Genomic DNA, 24,115 nt, shown 5'->3' on the forward strand with positions numbered 1-24,115 from the left:
TTATTCCTCGCTACCTTTCGCGCTTTCGTCATTTTTCGGCAACTGGCTCAGGGATTTGAGCAGCGTCGGATCCTGCAGAATTTTAGCGATCAGCTCTTCCGCACCGTTTTTGCCGTCCATATAGGTCAGCAGGTTGGAAAGCTGGGTACGCGCTTCCAGCAGCTTGTTCAGCGGCTCAACCTTGCGGGCCACCGCATCCGGCAGGAAGTCGTCCATGCTGTCGAAGGTCAGATCTACGTTGAGCTTACCTTCGCCGGTCAGGGTGTTATCCACCTGGAACGCCACGCGCGGCTTAAGCGCCTTCATGCGTTCGTCAAAGTTATCGATGTCGATTTCGAGGAATTTACGCTCGTCGACGGCCGGCAGGTTTTCAACCGGTTTACCGACCAGATCGGCCATGACGCCCATCACAAACGGCAGCTGAATCTTACGTTCTGCACCGTAGATCTCTACGTCGTACTCGATCTGCACGCGGGGGGCACGGTTACGTGCGATGAATTTCTGCCCACTGTTACTCATTGCCATGATGTTCTCCATCAAAGATGCGCGGTGAAGGTGAAACGGCAGGCTCCATGCCTGTCGTCATAATGCCTGGACGCGTTATTCGCGGCGCCCAAAGATGTTTTCAAGTTGGTTAACGCCGTCTGGCGCCAGGTCGCGAATAATGTCCATAAAGTTGAGTTCTGACAGCCGCTGCACCCGTTCAATCATCAGCGGTGCGGGGTGGCTCGGTTCGTACTGCGCAAAATACTGTTTTGCTTTTTCCAGCATCAGCTGCGCGTCGGCGCGGCTGGTGACCTGCACGCTGCGCCAGTCGGTGACCGGCTGAGCGGGCTGCGCTGCCGACGACGGCTGCTCTGCCTGTGGTTCTGCATGCGCCTCACGGTTCGGCAGCAGCTTGCTGATGTCGGTTACCTGACACGCGCTTGCTACCAGTCCGACGGTTTTAAGCAGCTGCTCCATCTCGGGCACGCCGCTTTCACCGAGATGCCCGGTGAGCAGCTCGCGAATGGCCAGCAGCCGTTCGTTGACGACGATAACCGCTGCGGTCCCCGGCTGGTCGCCGCGGGCCAGCTCGTCAATCAGCCGTGGACGCCCGCCGGGATAGTCCGGGCATTCGGTTTTACTGCCGTCCAGCAGGGCCTGAGCATCCCGGAGCGAAATTTCATCGCCGTTTGAACGCAGCAGCGAGGCGTTACGCACGGCGATGGTGAGGTCGGACTTATCGCTCAGCCCTGCCAGGGCGTTAATGCGGTAGAACGGGTCGGTTTCGCCATACTCTTCCAGCAGCGGATAGAGCGGCTCCCAGTAGCGGGCGATCGCCTCCTGCACCAGCAGCAATCCGTCCGCGTAGCCCGCCAGCCCGCGACGGCGGGTCCAGGCATGGGTTAACGCCAGCAGGACGCGAAGATCTTTGGTGCGGGTCAGCAGGCTGATGGCGTATTTTTCCACCGTGTTCCAGTCAGCTGGTTCTGCCGGAATAATGGTGTCGCCAAACTGCTGTTCCGCTTTCCCAAGACTTGCCTGATTCATGCTCTGGAATTCGGCGTCGTACTCCAGGTTTTCGCCACAGGGTTTTTCGGGACTTATTGGCGCGAGAAATTCTTCGATATTCATGAGATCCCTGCTTATTCAAACATAGGCGGATAGAGACCGTGACGGCCCGGACGAGCGCCCCCTGCCGGGTCGAACAGCAGGGTGAAAAGCTGCCCGGTAAAGTTACCGCTGTGCACGTGGGTGTACAGCGGGTAGCCGTCGCAGCGGTTGGTCCACCAGTAGCTGGTCTGACGCAGAGGATCAAAACATTCAGCCGCCTGAGGCCAGCCCAGCGTGCTCTGCCCGTCCTCGTCATAGCCAATCACATCAAGTATGTCGGAACGCTTTTGCGGCTCGACGGGCTGCGGGGCCGGAATGGACATCAGCATCTCATCAAGCTGCGAGGCGGAAAAACTGTTGCGCACCGCGTGCAGCCCCAGGCGCCCAATCTGCTGATACCAGCTTTCGGCCTGGCTGAGCAGGCTGGTCGACCATTCGGACGGCGCGAAGCTCAGCTGAAGGCAAACAGGATACTGTCGGCCAACGCTGTCGCGGCCGGGCAGCAGACAGCCCATCTGGATCATCTGGCTGCCCAGCATGGGCGGTACCACAAAATTCCAGACTGGCGCTTTTTGAAACTGGCGCTCGCCGCTGCGCTGCTCTTCCTGCTGCCAGGCCAGCAGACCGACCTGGAACCAGTGTGACCACTGGCGCTGTAAAGTGTCAGGAAAGCGACGCTGCAAAAAATCTCCGGCGCTGGGTAACTTGCCATACCAGCTGTAGCGGTTCATCGCAGGGGTATTCGTCATACGGCTGTCCTTGCGGTTATGGGCATGAGAAACGGGGAAGCTGGAACGGGTTACGAATGCTGTTTGGCGCAAACTCCAGCGTGACCTGATGTCCGTCGACGTTGAAGGTGGCCTGACGGCTGAGGCTACCCGCCCCCGGGCTGGTGCTCGCTTTATCAAAGAAGCGGTTCAGCGCCCAGGAACCGTTGGTCACCAGCGTCGCCGTGCTGCCGTTAGCCAGACCCAGCTGCATGCGCACCTGGTTGGTGCCGCCCGGCCCCGGCCAGTTCATGATCTGCACGGCCTGCGGGCCGTGGCTGTAGCGCAGCAGCTGGCCGTCAACGTCCAGCGTCAGGTTCAGAATGGAGTTATCCATTCGCACGGTGCGAACCGTCACCTTAAAGGACGGCGTGGTTGCGCCGTTAGCAAAGAAGGCGTCGCGAATCGACTGGGCCTGCTGGAACGGTCTCAGCAACCCTTCACTGCCCGGCAGCGTCTTACCGTCGATGCCCGGCATAAAGCGCCAGTTTGCCTGGGTGGTGTCCACTTTGCTGGTCAGGTTATCGCGAAAGAAGGTATCCATCAGCCCGGTCCCCGGCGCAAACATGCGCGCGAGATCGTCAGGGGTGACCTCGGTGCTGGCGCTGCGCACCAGCGGGTAGCGACCGGCAATTGCCTGGCGGCAAAAACCGCCCACTTCAACGTTAATCCGCTTCCGTACGTTTTCCAGGTCACGACGCTGGGTATCGCTGCTGGCGCCCACAGCCATGTTGCTGAACATGGTTTGCAGCCCGCCCGGCAGACGACCGGCGCTGGCCTGCAGGCGGCTGATCGCCTCCCCGCCCGGCGCCGGCATGCCGCTGTTGGCCGCATCCTGAACGGCGGTCAGGTAGCGATACAGCTCATCCACCTGCTTGAGAAAATCGTCAAACACGATGGTCTTCCCGCCCTTCTCCAGCGGCTGGGCCAGCTCAATCATCGGCGCGTAGTGGTCGGTCACCAGCTGTTCCGGCGCCTGGGTAACCGCGGCGGCCTGCGTCGGCGCATTGTCATTATTACTGAACAGCGCTTCCAGCGTGCGGGTGGCGCGGTTGCTTTGCGCCTGTGCTTTACCTGCATCTTCCGGCGCTGGCGTATCGCGGGAGAGCGTCAGGACCTGGCTCAGGTTCTGCACCAGACGGCGCAGCGGCGAGTTGGCTCCGGAGAGCAGGCGCGCGGTGTTGATGCGCTGGGAAAGATCGGCGCTGTTATTGAGCTGAATGTCGGCGAGGAAGCGATCCCAGTTTGCGATAAAGTCGCGCATGTAGAGCTGGCGCACGGCGTTGTCGATCTGCTGTTTATCCTCCTGCGCCGTCGCGGCCCCCAGCACCCAGGCGTCGTCCTCGTGCAGAGCGGTGGTTACGCTGTCAATCTGGCCGTTAAAGCTTTTCCAGTAGCCGTCCGGCGTATAGAGCCCCGGTACGCCTTCGCTGACCGGCTTGCCGCTTTTACGGGAAAATACCAGCTCGCTCTGCGGCCCGCCCAGGTCGGAAAGGGAGACCGGCTTCAGGTTTTCATCATGCTCCAGCAGGCGCTTGAGGCGACCGTACACCCGCGTGGAGAGCGGCTGCTGGCCGATCATCGCCCTTTCGCGGGCAACCAGCGATTCGTCCTGCGCGTACGGCGAGGCCTGAATTTTCGGCTCCAGCAGCTGCGTCAGGTGCCATTCAAGCTGCTGCAGCTGCGCCTTCGTGACGTTCTGCGGCAGATTCCGCTGCAGGTTGAGCATTACCCACGAATGCAGGAATTTGCCGTCGTAGTGCTTCGGCTGATAGAGCATCTGATAGGCTTTCAGCGCCTCGTAGCTGTATTCCACATCGCTGCCATTGTCGTTACGAAGCCAGGTGGTGATGTGCATGGCAACGGCAGGCAGCAGCATCTGATCCAGCGCTTTCTGGTACAGCGACTGCGAGGCGTCGCTGACGTCATCCCCGCGATAGAGTCCCATACGGCGGGATACGGGCGGATCGTTGACATCAAACGCGTCGCTTTTCGGCAGATCCACCAGGCTATTCAGCAGCGGCAGCAGATCGAACAGGTCACGCTGGGTCTGGTTCTGCAATACTTTGCTCTGCTGGTCCAGCAGCGGCACCTTCGCATCCACCTCTTCCAGATAGGCCTTGTTTTTGGCATAGCTGGTCAGCCACAGACCGCCCAGGATCACCAGCAGGGCCAGCAGCGCCGCGTAGCCGGACCAGATCACCGCCCGGTTGCGCAGCTCCCACCAGCGGTTTTCCCCGGCGATCCCGGCTTCCTGGAAGATGACGTTTTGCAGCAGGTTCTTGATGAAGAAACTCTGGCCTTTTGCGCCCGGGATTGGCGCTTCTTTGCTGACCGAATCCCAGTTATCCGCCTCTCCCCCTTCCGGCAGCGACAGCGCGCGGTTCAGTTCGCCCATCACGCGGTCGAACGGCATGCCTTCCTGCGTCCCGCTGGCGAAGTAGATCCCGCGCGGAGAGAACTCGATTTCAAAGTTGGAGCGGGCGAATACCGTGCTCAGGTAGTCCGCCAGCAGCGGACGCAGCGCGGCGAACTCCTGCGGGAAGAGATACGCTTCCGCGCGGGTCTTCGCGTCATGCTCTTTCAGCATGGTTTCCGGCAGCCCGGCATCGAGGCGCTGCTGGAGCAGAGAAAACTCCTGCTGGAAGTTGCCCATCAGGTCGTAATCGGCGTGTTTGGTTTGCTCCCACGGCAGCGTAAAGCCCCAGATCTGGTCGCGCTGCGCTTTATCGTAGTCGGCAAACCAGGCGCGAAAGCCTTTAAGCAGGTCGGCCTTGGTCACCATCACGTAGACCGGGAAGCGGATACCCAGCTGTTCATGCAGCTCGGACAGGCGCTGGCGCAGGTTCACCGCCTGCTGGCGGGACGCCTCGGCAGACTGGGTCAGCAGGTCCGAAATGCTGATCGTGACGATGACGCCGTTAATCGGCTGGCGGCGGCGGTACTTGCGCAGTAACCCCATGAACTGCAGCCACTCACCGGCATCCTGCGCCTGCTCGCTCTCCTGGGTGGTATAACGACCCGCGGTGTCCAGCAGCACGGCCTCGTTGGTGAACCACCAGTCGCAGTTACGCGTGCCGCCAATACCCCGCAGCGCGGTCTTACCGAAGCGGTCGGCCAGCGGGAACTGCAGCCCGGAGTTGACCAGCGCCGTGGTTTTACCGGATCCCGGCGCGCCGATAATGACGTACCACGGCAGCTGATAGAGATATTGCGTGCTGAAGCGCTGCGTCCACTGGGCGCCCTGGCCCGCTTTGCTGAAGTGCGCTTTTTTAAGCATCTGCGCGGCTTCATCAAAACGGCTGGCGAGGATCTGCTCCTCGCTGTTCAGCCGCTTCTGCGGATCCGCGGCTTCCGGGCTGGCGGTATTCTCCTTGAGCTTGTCCATCAGCTTGCGGTTCAGCCAGGCATTGTACAGGCGCGGCAGAATGTGGCCCTGTGCCCAGAGTAGATAGACCACGGCAATGCTGATAATACGGTTCTGTTCTGATTCAAGCGGTCGGGTGTCCACGATGGACAACAGAGGACCAATCATCCAGATCACCGCCGCAAGCGCCGTTACGCCGAGGAAGCTCCACAGAATGCGGTTGGTCAAAATGGAAAGAAGTGTAGTCAGCATTCCTTAGTTTCCTTGCGGCAATCCGTTCAGCTCGGCCTGAGTGTTTTCAGGCGACACCAGCAGAGTAATTTCCACACGGCGGTTACGGGCGCGGTTTTCAGGCGTCGTGTTCGGCGCTACCGGGTTAATCTCGCCCCGCCCTTCCGCTTTCACGCGGCCAGGCTGAGAGAGGCTTCCCTGCAGCATTTTTTGTACCGAGCGGGCGCGTTCCAGAGAGAGTTCATAGTTGGAGGCAAAGCGCGCGCTGCGGATCGGCACGTTGTCGCTGTAGCCCACCACCAGAATTTTGCCGCTGACGTTATTCATCGCCTGCGCAATGCGGTTGATGACCGGTTCATAGCGGTCGCGCACGACGGTCGAGGCAGAGGCAAACAGCCCGTCGCCTTTCAGGATAACGACGCTGCGATCCGCTTCGTCTTTCACCGCCACCAGGCCAGCCTCGATTTCAGGCTTCAGGAAACCGCGAAGGTTAAGCACCGCCGGTAGCTGACGGGCCGGTTGCTGAATAGTGGTTTCCGGCAGCTGGGACTGGTAAATCTTCGCCAGCACCGGGTTGGTGCTGTCGCCAAGACGCCAGTTAAGCACGATATAGAAGAGACAGGCGATAAACCCGGCCAGCGCCACGCAGGCCCACAGGGGAACCATCGGCCGCCAGAGCTTACGCAGCACGGGACGATCTTCCGGATGGGGAGAAAGCGGCGGCGGATAGCTGCCGCGCACGCCGCGGATCATCTGCCACAGCCGCTGCTTGATGGTCTCAAGCTGGGTGCGGCCGTTATCCAGAACCCGATAGCGTCCCTCGAAGCCCAGCAGCAGGCAGTAGTTGATCATCTCCAGCAGCAGAATGTGCTCGCGCGGGTTCTGCGACAGGCGCGCCAGCAGCTGGAAGAACTTCTCGCCGCCCCAGGTTTCGTTATGGAACGTCACCAGCAGACCGTTGCTGGACCAGACGCCGCTGCTGCCCCAGGGGGTGAGCGCGGCGGCCTCGTCGAGCGCCGTACACAGGCAGTAACGTGCCCCGACGATCACTTCGTAGGGCAGCCCTGCCTGCTGGCAGCGGACTTCAAAACGGCGAATTTCATCGATCAGGCGCTGGCGTAACGCCACCTGATCGTCATGGGAGACCGAATGACGGATCTGCGGAATCGCATTGAGCAGCGGATTGGCGGCCGCCACCAGCTGATTGTTGCTACTGGCCCCGGTAAACGCGGCATCACTGCCGGTGTCCTGTCGTTCCTGCATATTAAGCGCTCGCTTTATTATTCTGTCGGGCTACGGATGGCCCAAAACTCCATATCCAGCCCCGGGAACTCCCCTGCAAGGTGCAGGGCGAATGCGCCGGACTTATCCATCTCGTGCCACAGCTCGCTGCCCTTCTCGAGCTCGAAGTAGCTGTAGCCGGCATGCCACGGGATTTGCGGCGGCGCGACCGGCATGGCCCGCAGCATAATGCCCGGCAGCTGAAGCTGAACCAGATCGCGGATTTTCGACACCGGTGCGACCTTCATCTGCGCCGGGAAATGGGTTTGCAGGTGTTCGCCCGGCACGTTGGCTTTTACCGCCAGCACGAAGCCGAACTCACGCACCATGCTGGTTTCAGGCACCGTGGCGATGTTGAGGCCGTGAGAGCGCTCGTTAAGCGGGATCTGAATCGCGTGGTCTTCCATCACCAGCGACAGCCCCTGACGCAGCATCAGCATCAGCTTGCTGAAGCAGTTTGCCAGATCGTCATGATCGTAAATCGGCAGCACGCTTTCGGCGGTCCGCTGCGACGTCCAGGTGGCAAGTTCGGTCGCAAACGGCAGCCAGCTGCGCCAGAGCGTTTCCGGATGCAGCAGCGGGAGGGTTTTTAAATGAGACACCTCGCCCAGATGACGGTTAACCAGCGACAGCAGCGTGAACTCAATCAGTTCAGAGGTATTAAAGCGACCGGGCTGGCGCAAACGACCGCCAATTTGCTGGCTGCGCTGTACCAGCAAGCCGTGCAGATCGTTGATCATGCTGTAGATCTGCGGGCTGTTGTTGGCATTGAGCATCGGCGGGATGTAGCTGTTGTCGAGCCGCACGTGGTTGTCGTTTCGTTTCTCCGTCACAAACGCCACGCCGATGGCGGTCCATTCTGCCGTGAGGTCTTTTTCCAGCATCAGGGTCAGACGCAGGCGGCCAAACTGAACGGTGGCATCTCCCACCGACATGGCGTTGTCGTCTTCCACCTCTTGCTCGAAAGCGATAAAGCGCGCCAGCGAGGCAGGCTCTTCGCTGAAAATCACCTCTTCTCTTTCGCCACGACGAACCGGCAGCGCGAGCACCACCTTTTCGTTAGTGAGATTGTCAGGAATTTTCAGCGGTACAGGGCCGTTGCGCCCGTTACGGACCTGGAAAAAGGTGCCGTCCGGCAGCAACCCACTGCAGTAGCTCAGGGCTATGCATCCCTGACGAAGCATCGCTTCATCCAGTTCAACGTCAAGAAAGCCCCAGAGATACGATCGCTGCAGCGCGCCCCATTCACGAACATGGTTGAGCAGATAGCTTTCAGTCCGCTGAAAATGGTGTGGACGCAGGAACATGCCTTCGGTCCAGACGACCTTTTCTGCTTTCGTCATGATGATGTATTTCCTGTTTTGAAGCGCGTTACTGGCTGATGACCCGAATGCCGTTCACGTCGAGAAAAACGTTGGCCTGGAGTTCATCTGCGGACCATTTCCAGAACTGGTAGATATGATTTTCGCCAGGCACGGGCAGAGGAAGTGAAACGCGCCATTTTTTGCCATCCAGCACCTGATACTCCGCCATCACGCCGATGTAGCGGGCCTCCGGAGAGCTTTGCCCGCTGAGGGTTTTGGACAGCTGTCCCGGCATCAGGAAAAACACGTCGCTGTTCAGCAGATTCGCGCCAAGCGTGGCTGACGCGTTGTTCTGCAGGGAGTAAAAGTCGCTGGACATGAAATCCGCATCGGATTTCAGCAACAGCACCCGGACCTTAAGCGGAGCAGATTCATTGATTTGTGGATGAGCCTGAAACTGCAGATTGTAGCGGGAGGGGTCGCTGTGTGAAGACGACGTACAACCACTGACCAGGGCGAAAATCACCGCGTAAAAGAATAACCACAGCTTATGAAAATTTTTATTATTCATAAAAATGCGCTCATGAAAGCCGTTTAGTTCAGGATCCAGGTACCGTTAGCGCTGTCTTTGCAGGCTTTGCTGTTACCATCGACATCGACACAGGTCGCTTTTTTACGCGTCTTCGGACGAATAGCCTGTTTACGCACGGCGGCGTCGTACAGGTCGGCCTTGATCACGGCGCGCATCGGGACGTAACCAATCAGCTGCTCGTTACCTTCATCGGCAAGCGCCATCCAGTAGTGTTCAACCTGACCCAGCACCACGTACGTTTTTCCGGTATCAAGAGTGCGGATAACTTTACCGCCGAAGTCAGGGCGGCTCATCAGAGAGGCCGGATACATAGCACGATACGGCTCGTTGACCGGCGTGAACTCCGCCGGCGGGGTAACAGCGTGACGGTGGGTTAAGGTGACGCCGTTGACCTGACTGGTCTCGATAGTATCGTCGTTGATCACAGGTTTCTGCGGCGCTTTACAGCCCGCCACCGCCATTACAAACAGAAGTGAAAACAGTACGCGCATTTTCATATGCTTTTCCGTAGCGATATTTCGATGATGAAGATAAGGGGGTGAAGTTTGACTTAAGTGCTATTGTTAAAATAGCCAGGATATTTTCGGGGCGTTACTATTTTAAGGGCATAGCTACCGCACGAGCCCTTCAGAATAAGGCCCAGCGTCTTCCTGACATATTTTGACAAACGGTAAGCAAGTTTACATGAGCTTTGCCTCAATTCAATATTTACCGTTGCGTAACTGTTGCTAAATGAAGCAGTCGGAAAATTATAGGATTAATCCTATGAAAAAACCCGACATAGCCAAAACTCTCTTATTTCTCTACCAAAATACACTGCAACTTAATGTTTTATATAGCAAAAACACAAAAGAGAAATACTTTCATTAACGCAATACTGCTATTATCGCCACTACCATAATTAGTAGAATTTGCGTATTGATGAGGTCAGCAGAATATATCAACGATGAATTATTTGTTGCACTAACAGAGTATCTTTAATATCGATCGGACTCTAAGAGTCGAATGTAACTATTTCACTTATGTTGCAGGGCGTTAATTTCACGCCTAAAAATAACTTTATATTTCTCGTTATGGCAATTATCCCGTCAGGCCTAAATTTTATCTTTTAATCATTAAGCCTGAGTTAACCTTCCTGACCTTATCGCAGCCGAAAATGCTCGCGATAGCCCGCCAGCTGTGAATGTTTTTTATTGTCACCGCTCAAAGACTTCATTCGAAACTTTATTGGTGCTACATCTTCTCCTGCTTGCCCCATCTATCTTGCTTACCGTGCGATAGATAAGATTTATTATTAAAATGATAAAAAATCGTTATAATTTCTTTAAATGTTTCAACATCAGACCCTATAAACAACTGTAATAAAAAGAATTTAAGTTAAAGCATCTTTCGTACCGCATGCGCGTCGCCATCCGGTCGTCATTGCTTTCGCTTATCGTTCTTTGCAGCGCTTTTAGGGGTTCAGACGTTGTGTGGCCGAACAAATCTGGAGTGGGTATGAACAAGAAAAGACGCTCGGTGCCGGGTATCAGACACTATGACGGTCCTGCCGGCGGCTGGGGCGCATTGAAAGCGACGGCCATTGCGGTACGAACCCAAATGGATACCCTTGATGCCCCCGCGACGCTGCTGCGCACCAACCAGCCTGACGGCTTTGACTGCCCGGGCTGCGCGTGGCCGGATAAAGAACACAAATCGACCTTCCAGTTCTGCGAGAACGGCGCCAAAGCGGTGACCTGGGAAGCCACCAGCAAACGCGTTACCCCCGCGTTTCTGGCCGAAAACAGCGTCTCCTCGCTGCTGGCAAAATCGGACTTTGAGCTGGAAGGTTACGGTCGACTCACGCATCCCCTGCGCTATGACCGGGCAAGCGATACCTTCCGGCCCGTCGCCTGGGACGAGGCGTTTGAACGCATCGGCGAAGTGCTGCGCGGGCTTGAACCGGACCAGGTTGAGTTCTATACCTCCGGGCGGGCCTCTAATGAAGCGGCGTATCTGTTTCAGCTGTTCGCTCGCGAATACGGCACCAATAACTTCCCCGACTGCTCTAATATGTGTCACGAGGCCACCAGCGTCGGTTTGCCGCGTTCGATTGGCATCGGGAAAGGCACCGTCTCGCTGGATGATTTCGACAAGACCGAGTTGGTTATCTCCATCGGTCACAACCCCGGCACGAACCATCCGCGAATGATGGGCACCCTCCACGAGCTGGCCCGCCGCAACGTGCCGATTATCGTCTTTAACCCGCTGCGCGAGCGCGCCCTCGAACGTTTCGCCGATCCGCAAAGCGTGATTGAAATGGCAACTTACGGCTCTACGGATATTGCCTCAACCTATTTCCAGGTGAAGGCCGGAGGCGATGCCGCCGCGCTGAAAGGCATTGCCAAACACCTTCTCGAAATGGAGGCCGAGCGCGGTGGCATGCTGGATCATGCATTTATTGCCGAACACACCCAGGGCATTGAGGACTTCGCCGCCGATATCGCACAGACCCGCTGGGACGAGATCGAACGCGAGTCAGGTCTCAGTCAGGCGGCCCTCAAAACGGTAGCCGACGCCTATGCGAAATCAAATGCCACCATCATTACCTACGGGATGGGCATTACCCAGCACAATAAAGGCACGGCGAACGTCCGCCTGATCGCCGACCTGCTGCTGCTGCGCGGGAATATTGGCAAGCCCGGTGCGGGAATATGCCCCCTGCGCGGTCATTCAAACGTTCAGGGGAACCGTACCGTCGGGATTAGCGAGAGACCCACGCCGGCCTTCCTGAACCGTCTGAAGGACGTGTTCGGCTTTGAGCCGCCGTCTCACCATGGACACGATGCGGTGCAGGCCACGCAGGCGATGATCGACGGCCGCGCGAAGGCGCTCATCTGCCTCGGGGGTAATTTTGCGGTGGCGATGCCCGATCACGAACGTGGTTTTCCAGCGATGGGTAACCTGGATTTGAGCGTGCACGTCGGCACCAAGCTGAACCGCACCCATCTGCTGGTGGGCAAAGAGACCTTTATTTTCCCGTGTCTTGGCCGTACCGAGCTGGATGTTCAGGCTACCGGTCGTCAGTCCATTACCGTCGAAGACTCGATGTCGATGGTCCATGCCTCATCCGGCAAGCTGAAACCCGCCTCACCGTTACTCCGTTCGGAACCGGCTATCGTCGCCGGCATGGCGAAAGCCACACTGCCGGAAACCCGCGTGGACTGGCTGATGCTGGTTGAGGATTACGACCGCATCCGCGATCTGATCGAGCAGACCATCCCGGGCTTTGAGAACTACAATGCGCGGATCCGCGTTCCCGGCGGCTTCCGCATGCCGCTGCCGCCCACGCAACGCATCTGGCCAACGGCGACGGGAAAAGCGATGTTCTCGGTGTTCGACGGCGTTCACGAGAACGCCAGCGGCGAAGGTGAGCACGTTCTGCGCCTGATCACGCTGCGCAGCCACGACCAGTACAACACCACCATTTACGCTCTGGACGACCGCTACCGCGGCGTGTTTGGCCGCCGCGACGTGTTGTTCATGAACGAGGACGACATGGCGCTGTCAGGCCTGGAACACGGCGACCGCGTGGATATCGAAACCGCCCTCCCCGGCAGCGTTCAGCGTCTGAAAGATATTACCGTGGTGGCGTACAACATCGCGCCGGGCACCGTCGGCGCCTATTATCCGGAGGCCAACGTGCTGGTACCGCTGGATTATCTGGATAAGGACAGCGGTACGCCGTCGTATAAATCCGTTCCGGTTCGCATCACCCTGCGCTCTAAAGAGATCCGCATGCTGTAAGCCGATCGCGCAGAGAAAAAGATGGATATTAAACAGTTAAAATATTTAATCGCGCTCGACGAGACCCGCCATTTTGGCAAGGCGGCCTCGCAGTGCAACATCACCCAGCCGACCCTCTCCATGCGCATCCGCAGCCTGGAAGAGGAGCTGGGGCTGGTGCTGATTGTTCGAGGACAGCGCTTTGAAGGGTTGACGCCGGAGGGTGAACGCATCCTCGCGTGGGCCCGAGCGCTGCTGGCCGCGCACGACGGGCTGCAGGCGGAAGCGGCGCTGTGCAAAGGCCAGGTGGTGGGCGAATTACGTCTCGGGATGGTGCCGCTGGCGAGCGTGGATCCGATGATCTTTATTCGCCTGCTGACCCAAAAATATCCGGAGCTGACCTACAGCCTCTATTCCATGTCCTCCGCGCAGATTGCCGACGGCGTCAGCCGCAATCAGCTTGAGCTGGGAATTTGCTACCTCAACAGCATCGACACCAGCCTGTTCGATATTATCCAGCTACCCAAAACCAAGATGGGCCTGCTGCACGACGTCCGCCATTTCCAGCTCGGCCAGGAGACGTTGACCTGGCGCGATCTGACAGATTTTCCGCTGGGGTTTCTGACTAAAGGGATGCATTACCGGGCGCATATGGAGGCCAGCTTTAAGTCTGCAGGCATCGAACCGGCGTCCGTTTTCGAGAGCGACTCCACGTTTCAGATCATCCAGGCGGTGCAAAGCGGCGTATGCTGCGCCGTGATGCCGCTGAATAACGGTCTGGAAGATCTGAACAGTAATTTCAGGATTGTCCCCATCGCCGACGCGAATATTGAGGCCCCTGTCGGCCTGATTATGCGCAGGCAGAAGCCCGTCTCCTCGCTGGCGCTGCGCTGTTTTACCGACGCGCAGGAGATTTATCACGCCAACAATGAGGCGTAGGCCTGGCGCGTCACCACGCTAAAACCGTCAATCAGCACCGCGCCGCGCACGGCCCGATATTCCGGCAAACTCACCAGCGCGCGGAGCGCATCGCGAAGGGCGTTCAGGGTCTCAGGCGAGGCGTGGGGCGAGGTAATGAGCGGCAGCCCCGGCGTCAGAGGGGTATGGTCAATCACCGCCAGCCCCGTCAGTCTTTCCGGCTCGTGACGCTGCAGTAACGCCCATGTCACGCAGTCGATGGCCGCGATATCCCCTGCCCCGCGTTTGACATCGATCAGCGACTGGCGATGGCTGCCGCTGAAGGACGTTTGCGCGAAAAATGGACTGTTGCTCACCAGGGGAGCGACTATTTTTCGCAGCGCATTGTAGCCGGACTGCGAATCCGGAGAATTACAGACCGCACGACGTCCGCGAAAATCCGCCAGCGTGAGGTGGCGATCCTCCTCGCGCACCACCAGAAAGCTGCGGTACTGGATCCCTTCGCAGCCAGGTGCCACGTAGTGAAAACAGCCGACCACCTGCACGTCCGGAAGCTGGGTAACCAGCGGATAACCGCAGGTCTGGCTGAGGACAAGCGCAGGCTGTCGCCAGTGGGTCAGCAGATCGGACTCCGGCCAGCCGGGATCGCGATCAACGGACACACCGCGCGCAGCCAGCAGCCCTTTTACCGCCAGCCAGATCGCAAGGGTGTCGGCGCGATCCACAGCATACATGGGAAACGCCAGCAGGTTACTCATACCCTTCCCCCTGTTGTTTTCCTGGGTGAACGGTGACGTCAACGGGCCTGCCCCAGAACTGACGCAGCCATTCACCATAGCCCCTGACGAGAAAACCGTGGTTTCGCTGCCGGTACGCCTCCCGGTTTTGCTGGTAGATCGCCTTCAGCCCGTACCAGGGCACGCCCGGCAGATCGTGATGTACTGAATGGTAGTTGAGATTCAAAAACAGTACCCGCCAGAACAGCCCGGCCTCGTTAATGACGGAGCGCGCCAGCGGATCGTCCGCCGCGCGATGCTCGAAAAACGATCGGACCTTGGTCAGCGCCAGCGCCGGATAGCTGACCGCCAGCACGAACCAGAAGGGAGAAAAACCGACGTGCGTCATCCAGGCGAAGAGTGCCACCAGCAGCAAAAGGTGAACCAGCCACATCGTCATTGCGCGCAGGTGAAGGTGACGAAATGCCGCCGCGGCGCTGCCCAGCGTCTGAAGGATATCCAGCAGCGGTGCCAGCATCAGCCGTCCGGCAAAGGTATTCCGGGCCCTGATAAGCCGTTTCTGCCAGGGAGAAAAGCGCGCCCAGCTCTCGTCGGTAAAATAGTACGACTCCGGGTCATCCACCGGATGGGTCAGGCTATGGTGCCGATGATGGGCGAGATGGGAGTCCCGGTACAGGCCGTACGGATACCAGACCGCCAGCGGGAGCGTGCCAAACAGCTGGTTCAGCCAGGCAAAACGGGTGGGATGCCCGTGGATCAGCTCATGCTGCAGCGACATGTACCAGGCGGTAAACCCGATGAGCAGCAGCGTGGCGGGCAGCAGGCCCAGCGTTTGCCAGAACGCCAGCGTGGTAAACCAGCCTGCATAAATAGTGATAATCAGCAGCCACGTGGGCAGCTCGCTTCGCCATAAAAAACCCGATGCGTGGTGGCGGATTTGTTCGCGTTGTTGCGGATGTAAATAGAGGGAGCTTCGTTGACTCATTCCTTCAGACGCCGTTTCGCCAGAGATAATTCTCTGACGATCGGGGAAAACGCCTGAAATAACAAAGAACATTAATCGCTTTACTTTGCCAGAAACGTGGGGGTCATGCGCTCCTTGACTTATTCTGCAATAAAGGTACTTTTCAGGACATGAAAAAGATCCTGATTATTGTTCCCGACGGCGGCATGCTGTTTGAAGCCGCCGGTATCGCCGACATTCTGATGCAGGCCAACCGGCTGCATCCGGAAGGGCTTGCGCAGCCCCGCTACCGGATTATCATCGCCACCACGCAGCCTCACCAGGTGATCCACGGCCAGTCCGGCCTGAATTTGCTGGCGGACTATCGCCTGCCGGAACTGGATCCACGTGAACCGCTGGATACCATTATCATCACCGGACGCGGCATGAACGAGCAGGAGAGCACGGCGGTGGTTGACTGGCTGCACCTCGCTGCGCCGCACGCCCGGCGGGTAGCCTCTATCTGCGGCGGCGCGATGCTGCTGGCCCAGACCGGCCTGCTGGACGGTCGCCGCGCGACCACCCACTGGCGGCTGCTGGAGACAATGCAGACACAGTACCCGTCAATCCGGGTCGAAGGCGGCCCGCTGTACATTCAGGACGGCCCCATCTGGACCTCCGGCGGCGTGAGTTCCGGGTTCGATCTGACCCTGGCGCTTGTCGAGGACGATTACGGATTTACCCTCGCCCGCGACGTCGCGCAGGATATGGTGATGTACCTGCGCCGTCCCGGCGGGCAGCTGCAGTTCAGCCGCTACAGCCTTCAGCAGCCCGGCACATCCGGTCCGATAAGCGAACTGCAAACCTGGATCCTGCAGAACCTCACCGCCGATCTGTGCGTGGAGAACCTGGCCGAGAAAGCGGCGATGAGCCCGCGTAACTTCACCCGCGTGTTTACCCGCGAGGCCGGGGTCTCTCCTGCCCGCTACGTGACCGAAGCGCGTCTGGCCGCCGCCCGGCAGCTGCTTGAACAAACCCGCGATCCCCTTGAGCACATTGCCGAGCAAAGCGGCTTTGGTACCAGCATTAACTTGCGCCGCATCTTTGAGAAACAGCTTCACCTCACGCCCGGCGAATACCGCCAGCGATTCCACTGCCGCAAGATGGCGTAATCTGATCCTTTTTTGTCGTTTACGCCAACCTGCCCGACGCCTACAGTGACTCCAGACAACAGAGATAAGGAGTGCACCATGGTTAAGGTCGGTATTAACGGTTTCGGCCGTATCGGACGTAATTTCCTGCGCGCGGCGCTGGGCAACCCGGATCTGCAGATTGTAGCCATTAACGATCTGACGGACAGCAAAACCCTCGCCCACCTGCTGAAACATGATTCCCTTCTGGGCACGCTGCCCGCGCCCGTTGAAGCAGCTGACGGCGCGCTGCAGGTAGACGGCCAGCGGATCGCCGTATTTAGCGAACGCGATCCGGCGAATATCCCGTGGCGTGAAGCTGGGGTAGACGTGGTGATTGAGGCCACCGGCTTCTTCACTGAACGGGAGAAAGCGGCGGTGCATATCACCCACGGCGGCGCTAAGCGCGTCATCATTTCCGCTCCCGCGAAAAACGATGATCTGACGATTGTGATGGGCGTCAACCATGAGCAGTACGATCCCGCCAAACACGCGGTGGTAAGCAACGGGAGTTGCACCACGAACGGTCTGGCGCCGGCCGCTCAGGTGCTGCACCAGCAGTTCGGGATTGAGCATGGCCTGATGAACACGACGCACGCCTACACCAACAGCCAGGCGCTGCACGATCAGCCGGAAAAAGATCTGCGCGGCGCTCGCGCGGCGGCGCTGTCGATTGTGCCTTATTCAAGCGGTGCGGCGAAAGCGCTGGGGAAAGTGATCCCTTCCCTTGACGGCAAACTGACCGGGTACTCCCTGCGCGTGCCGGTGCCGGTGGTGTCGATTGTGGATTTAACGGTAACGCTGAGCCGTAACGTAACCGCCGAAGAGGTGAATGACGCGTTCCGTATCGCGGCCGCCAGCGGGCCTCTTAAAGGCATTCTGGGCTATAGCGATGAACCGCTAGTTTCCAGCGACTACCAGGGCGACCCACGTTCCTCAATTATCGACGGGCTTTCCACGCTGGTGATTGGCGGGAACATGGTGAAGATCCTGGCGTGGTATGACAACGAGTGGGGCTTCTCTAACCGCCTGGTGGATCTGGCGGTGCTGATGGATAAGAAAGGGCTGTAAGCCTGATGCCGGGTGGCGCATGCGCCCACCCGGCAAATAATTCAATCCGCTTTCACTTTCACGCCCATAAACACAATCACCATCGCCGTTACTAACAGGAAACCGCTTCCCGCGAACACGCCGCTGGCACCGTTGAGGTCAAAGACCGCCCCGCCCCCGGCCGCACCGGCACTGATTGCCAGTTGAATTGAGGCCACCAGCAGCCCTCCTGCACTTTCGGCTTCATCCGGAACGGTAGTGGCAAGCCAGGTTGACCAGCCCACCGGAACCAGACCAAATGCAAAGCCCCACAGCGCGACCAGCAGCCCGTCCAGCATCGCCAGATGACCAAAGGCGACCATCATGAGCGCGAGAATTCCCATCGCAAACGGTACCAGCGCCAGCGTCAGGCGCAGATTGCGTGCCAGCAGATGCCCTGCAACAGAAGTGCCCACAAAGTTGGCGATACCAAAGCCCAGCAGGATCAGCGAAATGGTCTCCACGCTCGCCTGCCCCACCGTCTCCAGGAACGGACGCAGGTAGGTAAAGAAGGCGAAATGGCCGCTGAAGATCAGAATGGTCGCCAGCATGCCGCCGATCATTCCCGGACGACGCAGCACGCGGAACAGCGTACTCAGGCTGCCGCTGCTCTCCGGCTTCATGGACGGCAGCACCCAGAGCTGCCACAGCAGCGCCAGCATGCTCGGCAGAATGCAGAGTATAAAGACGTTGCGCCAGCCGATCAGGCTGCCCAGATAGCTGCCGAGCGGCGCCGCGACCACCGTGGCAATTGATACGCTGGAGAAGATCACCGCCAGCGCTTTCGGCACTTTATCTGCCGGAACCAGACGCATCGTGGTCGCCGTCGACATCGCCCAGAATCCCCCGATGGCTACCCCCAGCAGCAGACGCCCCATCAGCAGGACGTGCAGGTTGGGCGCAAAGGCCACCAGCAGGCTGGAGATAATTTGCAGCACCGAGAAAAACATCAGCACCCAGCGGCGGTCGATACTTTTGGTGGCTGGCGTAATCAGCAGCCCGGTGACCAGCGCCACCAGCGCGGTGGCGGTGATGGCCTGTCCGGCCATTCCCTCGGTTACGCCCAGGCTCGCGGCCATGGGCGTTAACAAACTCGCCGGCAGAAATTCTGCCGTAATCAAACCAAATACCCCCAGCCCCAGTGAATAGACGGCCCGCCAGGCGGGTTTTGCAGGCGCTACCGCCTCGCTCGCCGTGACACATGAACTCATCTGTTGATCTCCCGTTATAAAAATGTGACTAGTGTCGCAAAAGAATAGAAGGTTCACCCTGGACGATCTATGACATATAATCTCCACTTATTGATTATTCGTCCGGAGTTGTGCCATGACCGTACAGTCACCCGATCTGATCAGCGAACTTTTACGCGGCATGCGTCTTTCAGGCGTGAAATACCGGCGGATCCAGGCCAGCGCGCCGTTTGGCGTCGCGTTTCATCAGGCGCCCGGCCGGGCACAGTTCCATTTTGTGAGCCACGGTAGCGCCCTGCTGCGCATGGAGAGCGGTGCAACGTTCGAACTGAGCGGTGGCGACGCCCTCTTTATTCCCGGTGGGAATTCCCATGCCCTGCTCTCTGACGAGCAGGCCACCATTACGCCCATCAACGCCTTCCCGAGCGAGCCTATCTGCAGCTCGGTGTGTGCTATCACCTGCGAGCCCTGCCCGGAAAGCGAGAACACCCTCATCTTCAGCGGGTGCATGGATTTTGAACTGGGTGGGATGCAGCCGCTGATCAAAGCGATGCCGGAAGTGATGATGGTCAGCCGGCTGATGTCCACCTGGCCGGAAATTCATCCGCTGCTGGCGGCGATGGAGCGGGAATCCGCGGCGCGTCAGGCCGGGTATGCCGGGATCCTTGCGCGCCTTGCCGACGTGGTGGCGGCATTAATCGTGCGCGGCTGGGTTGAAGGCGGCTGCGGTAAAGCCACCGGCTGGGTGCAGGTTCTGCGCGACCCGCGCCTGAGCCGGGCCATTTACGCCATGCACCAGCAGCCAGGCCTGAACTGGAGCGTCGCGGATCTGGCAAAAGAAGCGGGCACGTCCCGCTCCGTGTTCGCCGAACGGTTTCTGGCCGCGACGGGAACCACTCCGGCAAAATATCTCAGCGAGCTGAGAATGCGGCTGGCGATTCAGTACATTCGGCATGAAAATCAACCCATTGAAACCGTCGCGCTGCGGCTGGGATACGGCTCTCTGGCAGCCTTCAGCCGGGCATTCAAGCGCATTATTGGACATGCGCCGGGCACGCTGCGGGAAGCCAGCCAGACCGCGGAAGAGGTCTGAAAGACCGGCAATATTTAACGCGAAGCGGGCAATATTCGTCTAAGGTTTTCAGGTGATTGACAACAGCGGTCACGCTGTTTAGTGAAGACAGGAGACGAACTGATGATAAGACCTCGTACACTACGCCCCGCGTTTTTGCCCCTTGCGTTAGGCGGCGCGCTGCTCGGCGTAACGACACTGGGATATGCCGACGATAGCCCCGCAGCCCAGACAACCTCACCCGATATTTTGCTGGGCCCTCTGTTTAACGATGTGCAAAGCGCCAAACTGTTTCCCGATCAGAAAACCTTTGCTGATGCCGTCCCCAAAAGCGACCCGCTGATGATTCTGGCGGACTACCGGATGCAGCACACGCAGTCCAGCTTTGACTTACGCCACTTTGTCGAGATGAACTTTACGCTCCCTGCGGAAGGGGAAAAATATGTTCCGCCTGCTGGACAAAGTTTACGTGAGCACATTGACGATCTCTGGCCCGTGCTGACGCGCACCACCGATAAAGCCAGCAACAAATGGGATTCCCTTCTGCCGTTACCGAAACCTTACGTTGTGCCTGGCGGACGTTTCCGCGAGGTCTACTACTGGGACAGCTATTTCACCATGCTGGGCCTGGCAGAAAGCGATCACTGGGACAAAATCAGCGACATGGTGGATAACTTTGCCTATGAGATTGACACCTTCGGCCACATTCCCAACGGCAACCGCAGCTATTACCTGAGCCGCTCCCAGCCGCCGTTTTTCTCAATGATGGTTGAACTGCTGGCGACCCACGACAGCGATGCGCTGAAGAAGTATCGTCCGCAGATGGAAAAAGAGTATGCCTACTGGATGGACGGCGTTAATGCCCTTCAGCCGGGCCAGGCCAACAAGCGCGTGGTGAAGCTGGACGACGGCGCTACCCTCAACCGCTACTGGGATGACCGCGACACTCCGCGCCCGGAGTCCTGGCTTGACGATGTAAATACCGCCAAAAGTAACCCTAACCGACCCGCGACCGAGATCTATCGTGATTTACGTTCCGCCGCGGCCTCGGGCTGGGACTTTAGCTCCCGCTGGATGGACGACCCGCAAAAGCTCGGCACCATCCGGACCACCAGCATTGTTCCCGTGGATCTGAACGCCCTGATGTTTAAGATGGAGAAACTGCTGGCGCGGGCTAGCCAGGAGAGCGGCGACGCCGCCAGCGCAAGTAAATACGAAGCGCTGGCTACGGCGCGTCAGAAAGCCATCGAGAGCCACCTGTGGAATGATAAAGAGGGCTGGTACGCGGATTACGATCTGAAGAGCAAGAAGGTACGCAATCAGCTCACCGCCGCAGCCCTGTTCCCGCTTTACGTGAAGGCGGCGGCGCAGGATCGTGCCGATAAAGTCGCCGCGGCAACCTCGTCGCGCCTGTTGAAACCGGGCGGGATAGCGACAACCACCGTAAACAGCGGCCAGCAGTGGGATGCGCCAAACGGCTGGGCTCCCCTGCAATGGGTGGCTGCGGAAGGGCTGCAGAATTACGGGCAAGAGAAGGTCTCGATGGACGTGACCTGGCGCTTTCTGAAGAACGTTCAGCATACTTACGACCGGGAAAAGAAACTGGTTGAAAAGTATGACGTGTCGACCACCGGTACGGGCGGCGGCGGCGGCGAGTATCCGCTGCAGGACGGCTTCGGCTGGAGCAACGGCGTGACGCTGAAAATGCTGGATCGGGTCTGCCCGAAAGAGAAACCTTGCGACAGCGTGCCGGAGAATCGGCCTGCGGCGAATGATGAAGCTGCGCCGGTGAAAGCGACGGCGCAGTAAGAGAGTAATGCCGGGTGCGGCTACGCCTTACCCGGCCTATATTTTGAACTCACAGGCAGTTACCTAGAAGCTGTAACTCGCCCCTAGCTGATACGTCCTGTCACGCCCAATCCAGCAGTTGGTCGCATCGTAGCAGGTCAGCGTCTCTTTGTTGGTGATGTTCTGCGCGCTGGCCTTAAGCGTCAGCCCTGCCAGCGAAGGCAGGATCTCGCCCATCCGATATGAAGCCGCCAGATCGTACTGGGTGGAGCCGCCCAGCTTACCCGCGTCGTTTGCCGGAGAGATTTCCATCGGCCCGGTGTAGCGGGCGCCTGCGCCCAGCATCAGCCCTTTCAGCGCGGTGCTCTCAAAGGTGTAATCCCCCCAGAGGTTAAAGGCATTCTCCGGCACCTGCGTCGGACGTTTACCTTTGTACTTGTCATCTTCCCTGTTGATCGCGTGGGTGTACGCGTAGTTGGCAATCAGCGTCAGGTTGTCCGTCGGACGGCTAATGGCGGAGAGCTCTGCCCCTTTAGATTCCACTTCCCCGGTCTGACGATAGTTCAGGAAGCCCGGATCGGAGGTGACGACATTTTTCTGACGGATGTTAAACACCGAGGCGGTAAAGGTGGTGGCGTAGTCGGCCAGCAGATATTTCACCCCACCCTCCACCTGCCTGCTGGTGGTCGGCTTAACGTCTTTCGCCACGAGCGTGCCCTGCGGCGACACCGGCGCAAAACCTTCGGAATAGCTGATAAACGGCGAAATTCCGCTATCGAAGGCGTAAAGCGCGCCCAGGCGCTTGGTGACGCGATCCTGCGACACCCAGGCTTTATCACCATTTTGCAGGTAGTTGGTGGTGACGGAGCGGTAATCGTCGTAGCGCAGGCTGCCCAGCAGGTTGAGACCGCCAAACTCCACCTGATCCTGCAGGTAATAGCCGTTCTGCTGATAGCTCAGACGGTTTTTCTGGGCGGTATAAAGCCCCAGCGCGCTATCGTCGATCTGCGAATAGTCCGGATTACGCATATCAATGCCCGGCGTGGCAGATGCGTAACGGTAGTGGAAGTGGGAGTTCAGCTTCTGGTAGTCAAACCCGGCCAGCAGGTGGTGTTTCCACTCGCCCAGAGCAACGGTTTTGGTCACCTGGTTGTCAATGTTGAAGCTCTGCAGATCTTCATCCGTGGTGTAGGCAAAGCGGTTGAGCTGATAGACCTCGCTTCCCGTCCCCGTTGCATAGACGCTGCGCTGATGGGTATCGACATCAAAATAGCGAGCCTTCTGATTAAAGCCCCAGCCGCTGTCAAATTCATGTTCAAAGCTGTAGCCCAGCATCCACTGACGCTGCTTAAAACCGCTCCACTCATCACCGGCGTAGTCGCGCTTGCCCGCGTATTTCGAGCGCAGGTAGGCGAGCGGCAGCGGGTTAGACGGCGTCAGGCTCGGGGTGTTTTGCGCCAGCGCGTCCAGGGTGAGGCGGGTTTTGCTGTCCGGTTGCCAGGTGACGGACGGCGCAACCAGGTAGTTTTCATACCGGGTGGTGTGCGGCTGATCGTCGTTTTCCGTGGCTTTGCCCAGCAGACGGTAGTTCCAGTTGCTGTCGGCAACCTGCCCGGTTGAATCGAGATAGCCCTCTTTCAGATTACGGTTTCCGGTGTTAACGCCGATTTCGGTTCGGGCTTCACGCTGCGGTTTTTTGCTTTGAATATTCACCAGCCCGCCCGGTGAACCGCCGCCGTAAAGTACCGATGAGGGGCCTTTCAGGATATCAACGCTGTCAATCAACAGCGGATCGATTCGCGCTTTGGTATTGCCGGTAACGTTATAGGGCAGCTGCAGCCCGTTGTAGAACTCCTGGTCGACGGTAAAGCCACGAATTTTGTATTCGCTCATGTATGACGTATTCCCCCGCACCTCGGTTGAGACGCCCGGAGCATAGCGCAGGATTTCATTCACGGAATTCGCATGACGCTTTTCTATTTCCGGCGCAGAGACGGTCGTGATGACCTGCGGCGTTTTACTTTCGGCAACGGCCGATTTCGTGGCGCTGTTCGTCCAGGCCGGCAGCGCGCTGCCCTGCTCTGAGCCGGTGACGACGATAGTGGATTCTTCGGCGAATGCCGGAACATGCAGTGCGAGCGTGACGGCGCCTGCCAGGGCGCATAGCGTAAAACGTGAGGTATTCATAATGTCGTCTTGTTGTTAGATGCAATACGGAACGACAATTATTATCATTTAGATTAACAAATCAATACGCAGGCAAAAAAACGGCCCTCCTCAGAGAG

The 24,115-nt window shown here is 58.5% G+C and carries 18 protein-coding genes; 6 read left to right on the top strand and 12 right to left on the bottom strand.

The window, feature by feature from the left end:
• The 8 genes from tssB to PUP35_RS12825 form a co-directional block, all read right to left on the bottom strand.
• Window positions 1–525, bottom strand: coding sequence for a type VI secretion system contractile sheath small subunit (gene tssB, locus PUP35_RS12790; protein WP_008502644.1), 525 nt, complete (start codon window positions 523–525; stop codon window positions 1–3).
• A 75-nt stretch (window positions 526–600) separates the two neighbouring features.
• On the bottom strand, window positions 601–1,617 hold the full coding sequence (tssA, locus tag PUP35_RS12795) for a type VI secretion system protein TssA (RefSeq protein WP_274239963.1): 1,017 nt from the start codon (window positions 1,615–1,617) through the stop codon (window positions 601–603).
• 11 nt (window positions 1,618–1,628) lie between these two features.
• Entirely contained in the window at window positions 1,629–2,345 is a 717-nt protein-coding gene (gene tagF, locus PUP35_RS12800; protein ID WP_047173194.1) for a type VI secretion system-associated protein TagF, read from the bottom strand.
• Between the two features lie 16 nt (window positions 2,346–2,361).
• Complete coding sequence (gene tssM, locus PUP35_RS12805) at window positions 2,362–5,982, bottom strand: type VI secretion system membrane subunit TssM (protein ID WP_274239966.1); 3,621 nt, start codon at window positions 5,980–5,982, stop codon at window positions 2,362–2,364.
• A 3-nt stretch (window positions 5,983–5,985) separates the two neighbouring features.
• On the bottom strand, window positions 5,986–7,224 hold the full coding sequence (locus tag PUP35_RS12810; RefSeq protein ID WP_045404313.1) for a DotU family type VI secretion system protein: 1,239 nt from the start codon (window positions 7,222–7,224) through the stop codon (window positions 5,986–5,988).
• A gap of 17 nt (window positions 7,225–7,241) precedes the next feature.
• Window positions 7,242–8,585 (bottom strand): type VI secretion system baseplate subunit TssK, encoded by a 1,344-nt coding sequence (gene tssK, locus PUP35_RS12815; RefSeq protein ID WP_133294655.1) that lies wholly within the window; start codon window positions 8,583–8,585, stop codon window positions 7,242–7,244.
• Window positions 8,586–8,613: 28 nt separating this feature from the next.
• Entirely contained in the window at window positions 8,614–9,117 is a 504-nt protein-coding gene (gene tssJ, locus PUP35_RS12820) for a type VI secretion system lipoprotein TssJ (RefSeq protein ID WP_047652274.1), read from the bottom strand.
• 23 nt (window positions 9,118–9,140) lie between these two features.
• Complete coding sequence (locus tag PUP35_RS12825) at window positions 9,141–9,635, bottom strand: SH3 domain-containing protein (protein ID WP_111964770.1); 495 nt, start codon at window positions 9,633–9,635, stop codon at window positions 9,141–9,143.
• Window positions 9,636–10,635: 1,000 nt separating this feature from the next.
• On the opposite strand from PUP35_RS12825, the gene PUP35_RS12830 reads away from it, so the two are divergent.
• Window positions 10,636–12,924, top strand: coding sequence for an FdhF/YdeP family oxidoreductase (locus PUP35_RS12830; protein WP_274239977.1), 2,289 nt, complete (start codon window positions 10,636–10,638; stop codon window positions 12,922–12,924).
• A 21-nt stretch (window positions 12,925–12,945) separates the two neighbouring features.
• Complete coding sequence (locus PUP35_RS12835) at window positions 12,946–13,842, top strand: LysR family transcriptional regulator (protein WP_143345245.1); 897 nt, start codon at window positions 12,946–12,948, stop codon at window positions 13,840–13,842.
• Here PUP35_RS12835 and PUP35_RS12840 read toward each other — a convergent pair.
• Both PUP35_RS12840 and PUP35_RS12845 read right to left on the bottom strand, forming a co-directional pair.
• Window positions 13,821–14,579 (bottom strand): phosphate/phosphite/phosphonate ABC transporter substrate-binding protein, encoded by a 759-nt coding sequence (locus PUP35_RS12840; protein WP_274239980.1) that lies wholly within the window; start codon window positions 14,577–14,579, stop codon window positions 13,821–13,823. The two genes, PUP35_RS12835 and PUP35_RS12840, sit on opposite strands and share 22 nt — an antisense overlap.
• Window positions 14,572–15,543: a fatty acid desaturase gene (locus tag PUP35_RS12845; RefSeq protein WP_115876079.1), complete on the bottom strand. Its 972-nt coding sequence runs from the start codon at window positions 15,541–15,543 to the stop codon at window positions 14,572–14,574. The genes PUP35_RS12840 and PUP35_RS12845 overlap by 8 nt, the downstream gene beginning before the upstream one ends.
• Window positions 15,544–15,692: 149 nt before the next feature.
• On the opposite strand from PUP35_RS12845, the gene PUP35_RS12850 reads away from it, so the two are divergent.
• Window positions 15,693–16,673, top strand: coding sequence for a GlxA family transcriptional regulator (locus PUP35_RS12850; RefSeq protein ID WP_274239983.1), 981 nt, complete (start codon window positions 15,693–15,695; stop codon window positions 16,671–16,673).
• A 78-nt stretch (window positions 16,674–16,751) separates the two neighbouring features.
• Window positions 16,752–17,762: a type I glyceraldehyde-3-phosphate dehydrogenase gene (gene gap / locus PUP35_RS12855; protein ID WP_274239985.1), complete on the top strand. Its 1,011-nt coding sequence runs from the start codon at window positions 16,752–16,754 to the stop codon at window positions 17,760–17,762.
• Between the two features lie 41 nt (window positions 17,763–17,803).
• Here the strand turns inward: gap and PUP35_RS12860 are convergent, their stop codons facing one another.
• The gene (locus tag PUP35_RS12860; protein WP_274239988.1) at window positions 17,804–18,991 is read right to left on the bottom strand and encodes an MFS transporter; all 1,188 of its coding nucleotides are present in this window, start codon (window positions 18,989–18,991) and stop codon (window positions 17,804–17,806) included.
• Window positions 18,992–19,106: 115 nt separating this feature from the next.
• Between PUP35_RS12860 and PUP35_RS12865 the strand changes: the two genes are divergently transcribed.
• Window positions 19,107–20,063, top strand: coding sequence for an AraC family transcriptional regulator (locus PUP35_RS12865; protein WP_111964777.1), 957 nt, complete (start codon window positions 19,107–19,109; stop codon window positions 20,061–20,063).
• A gap of 102 nt (window positions 20,064–20,165) precedes the next feature.
• Window positions 20,166–21,851 (top strand): alpha,alpha-trehalase, encoded by a 1,686-nt coding sequence (locus PUP35_RS12870; RefSeq protein WP_274239990.1) that lies wholly within the window; start codon window positions 20,166–20,168, stop codon window positions 21,849–21,851.
• Window positions 21,852–21,914: 63 nt separating this feature from the next.
• Here PUP35_RS12870 and PUP35_RS12875 read toward each other — a convergent pair whose 3' ends face one another.
• Window positions 21,915–24,017, bottom strand: coding sequence for a TonB-dependent siderophore receptor (locus PUP35_RS12875; protein WP_274239992.1), 2,103 nt, complete (start codon window positions 24,015–24,017; stop codon window positions 21,915–21,917).
• Window positions 24,018–24,115: the final 98 nt, after the last annotated feature.

This window comes from Enterobacter sp. S-33, assembly GCF_028735835.1.
GTDB classification, from domain to species: Bacteria; Pseudomonadota; Gammaproteobacteria; order Enterobacterales; family Enterobacteriaceae; genus Enterobacter; species Enterobacter vonholyi.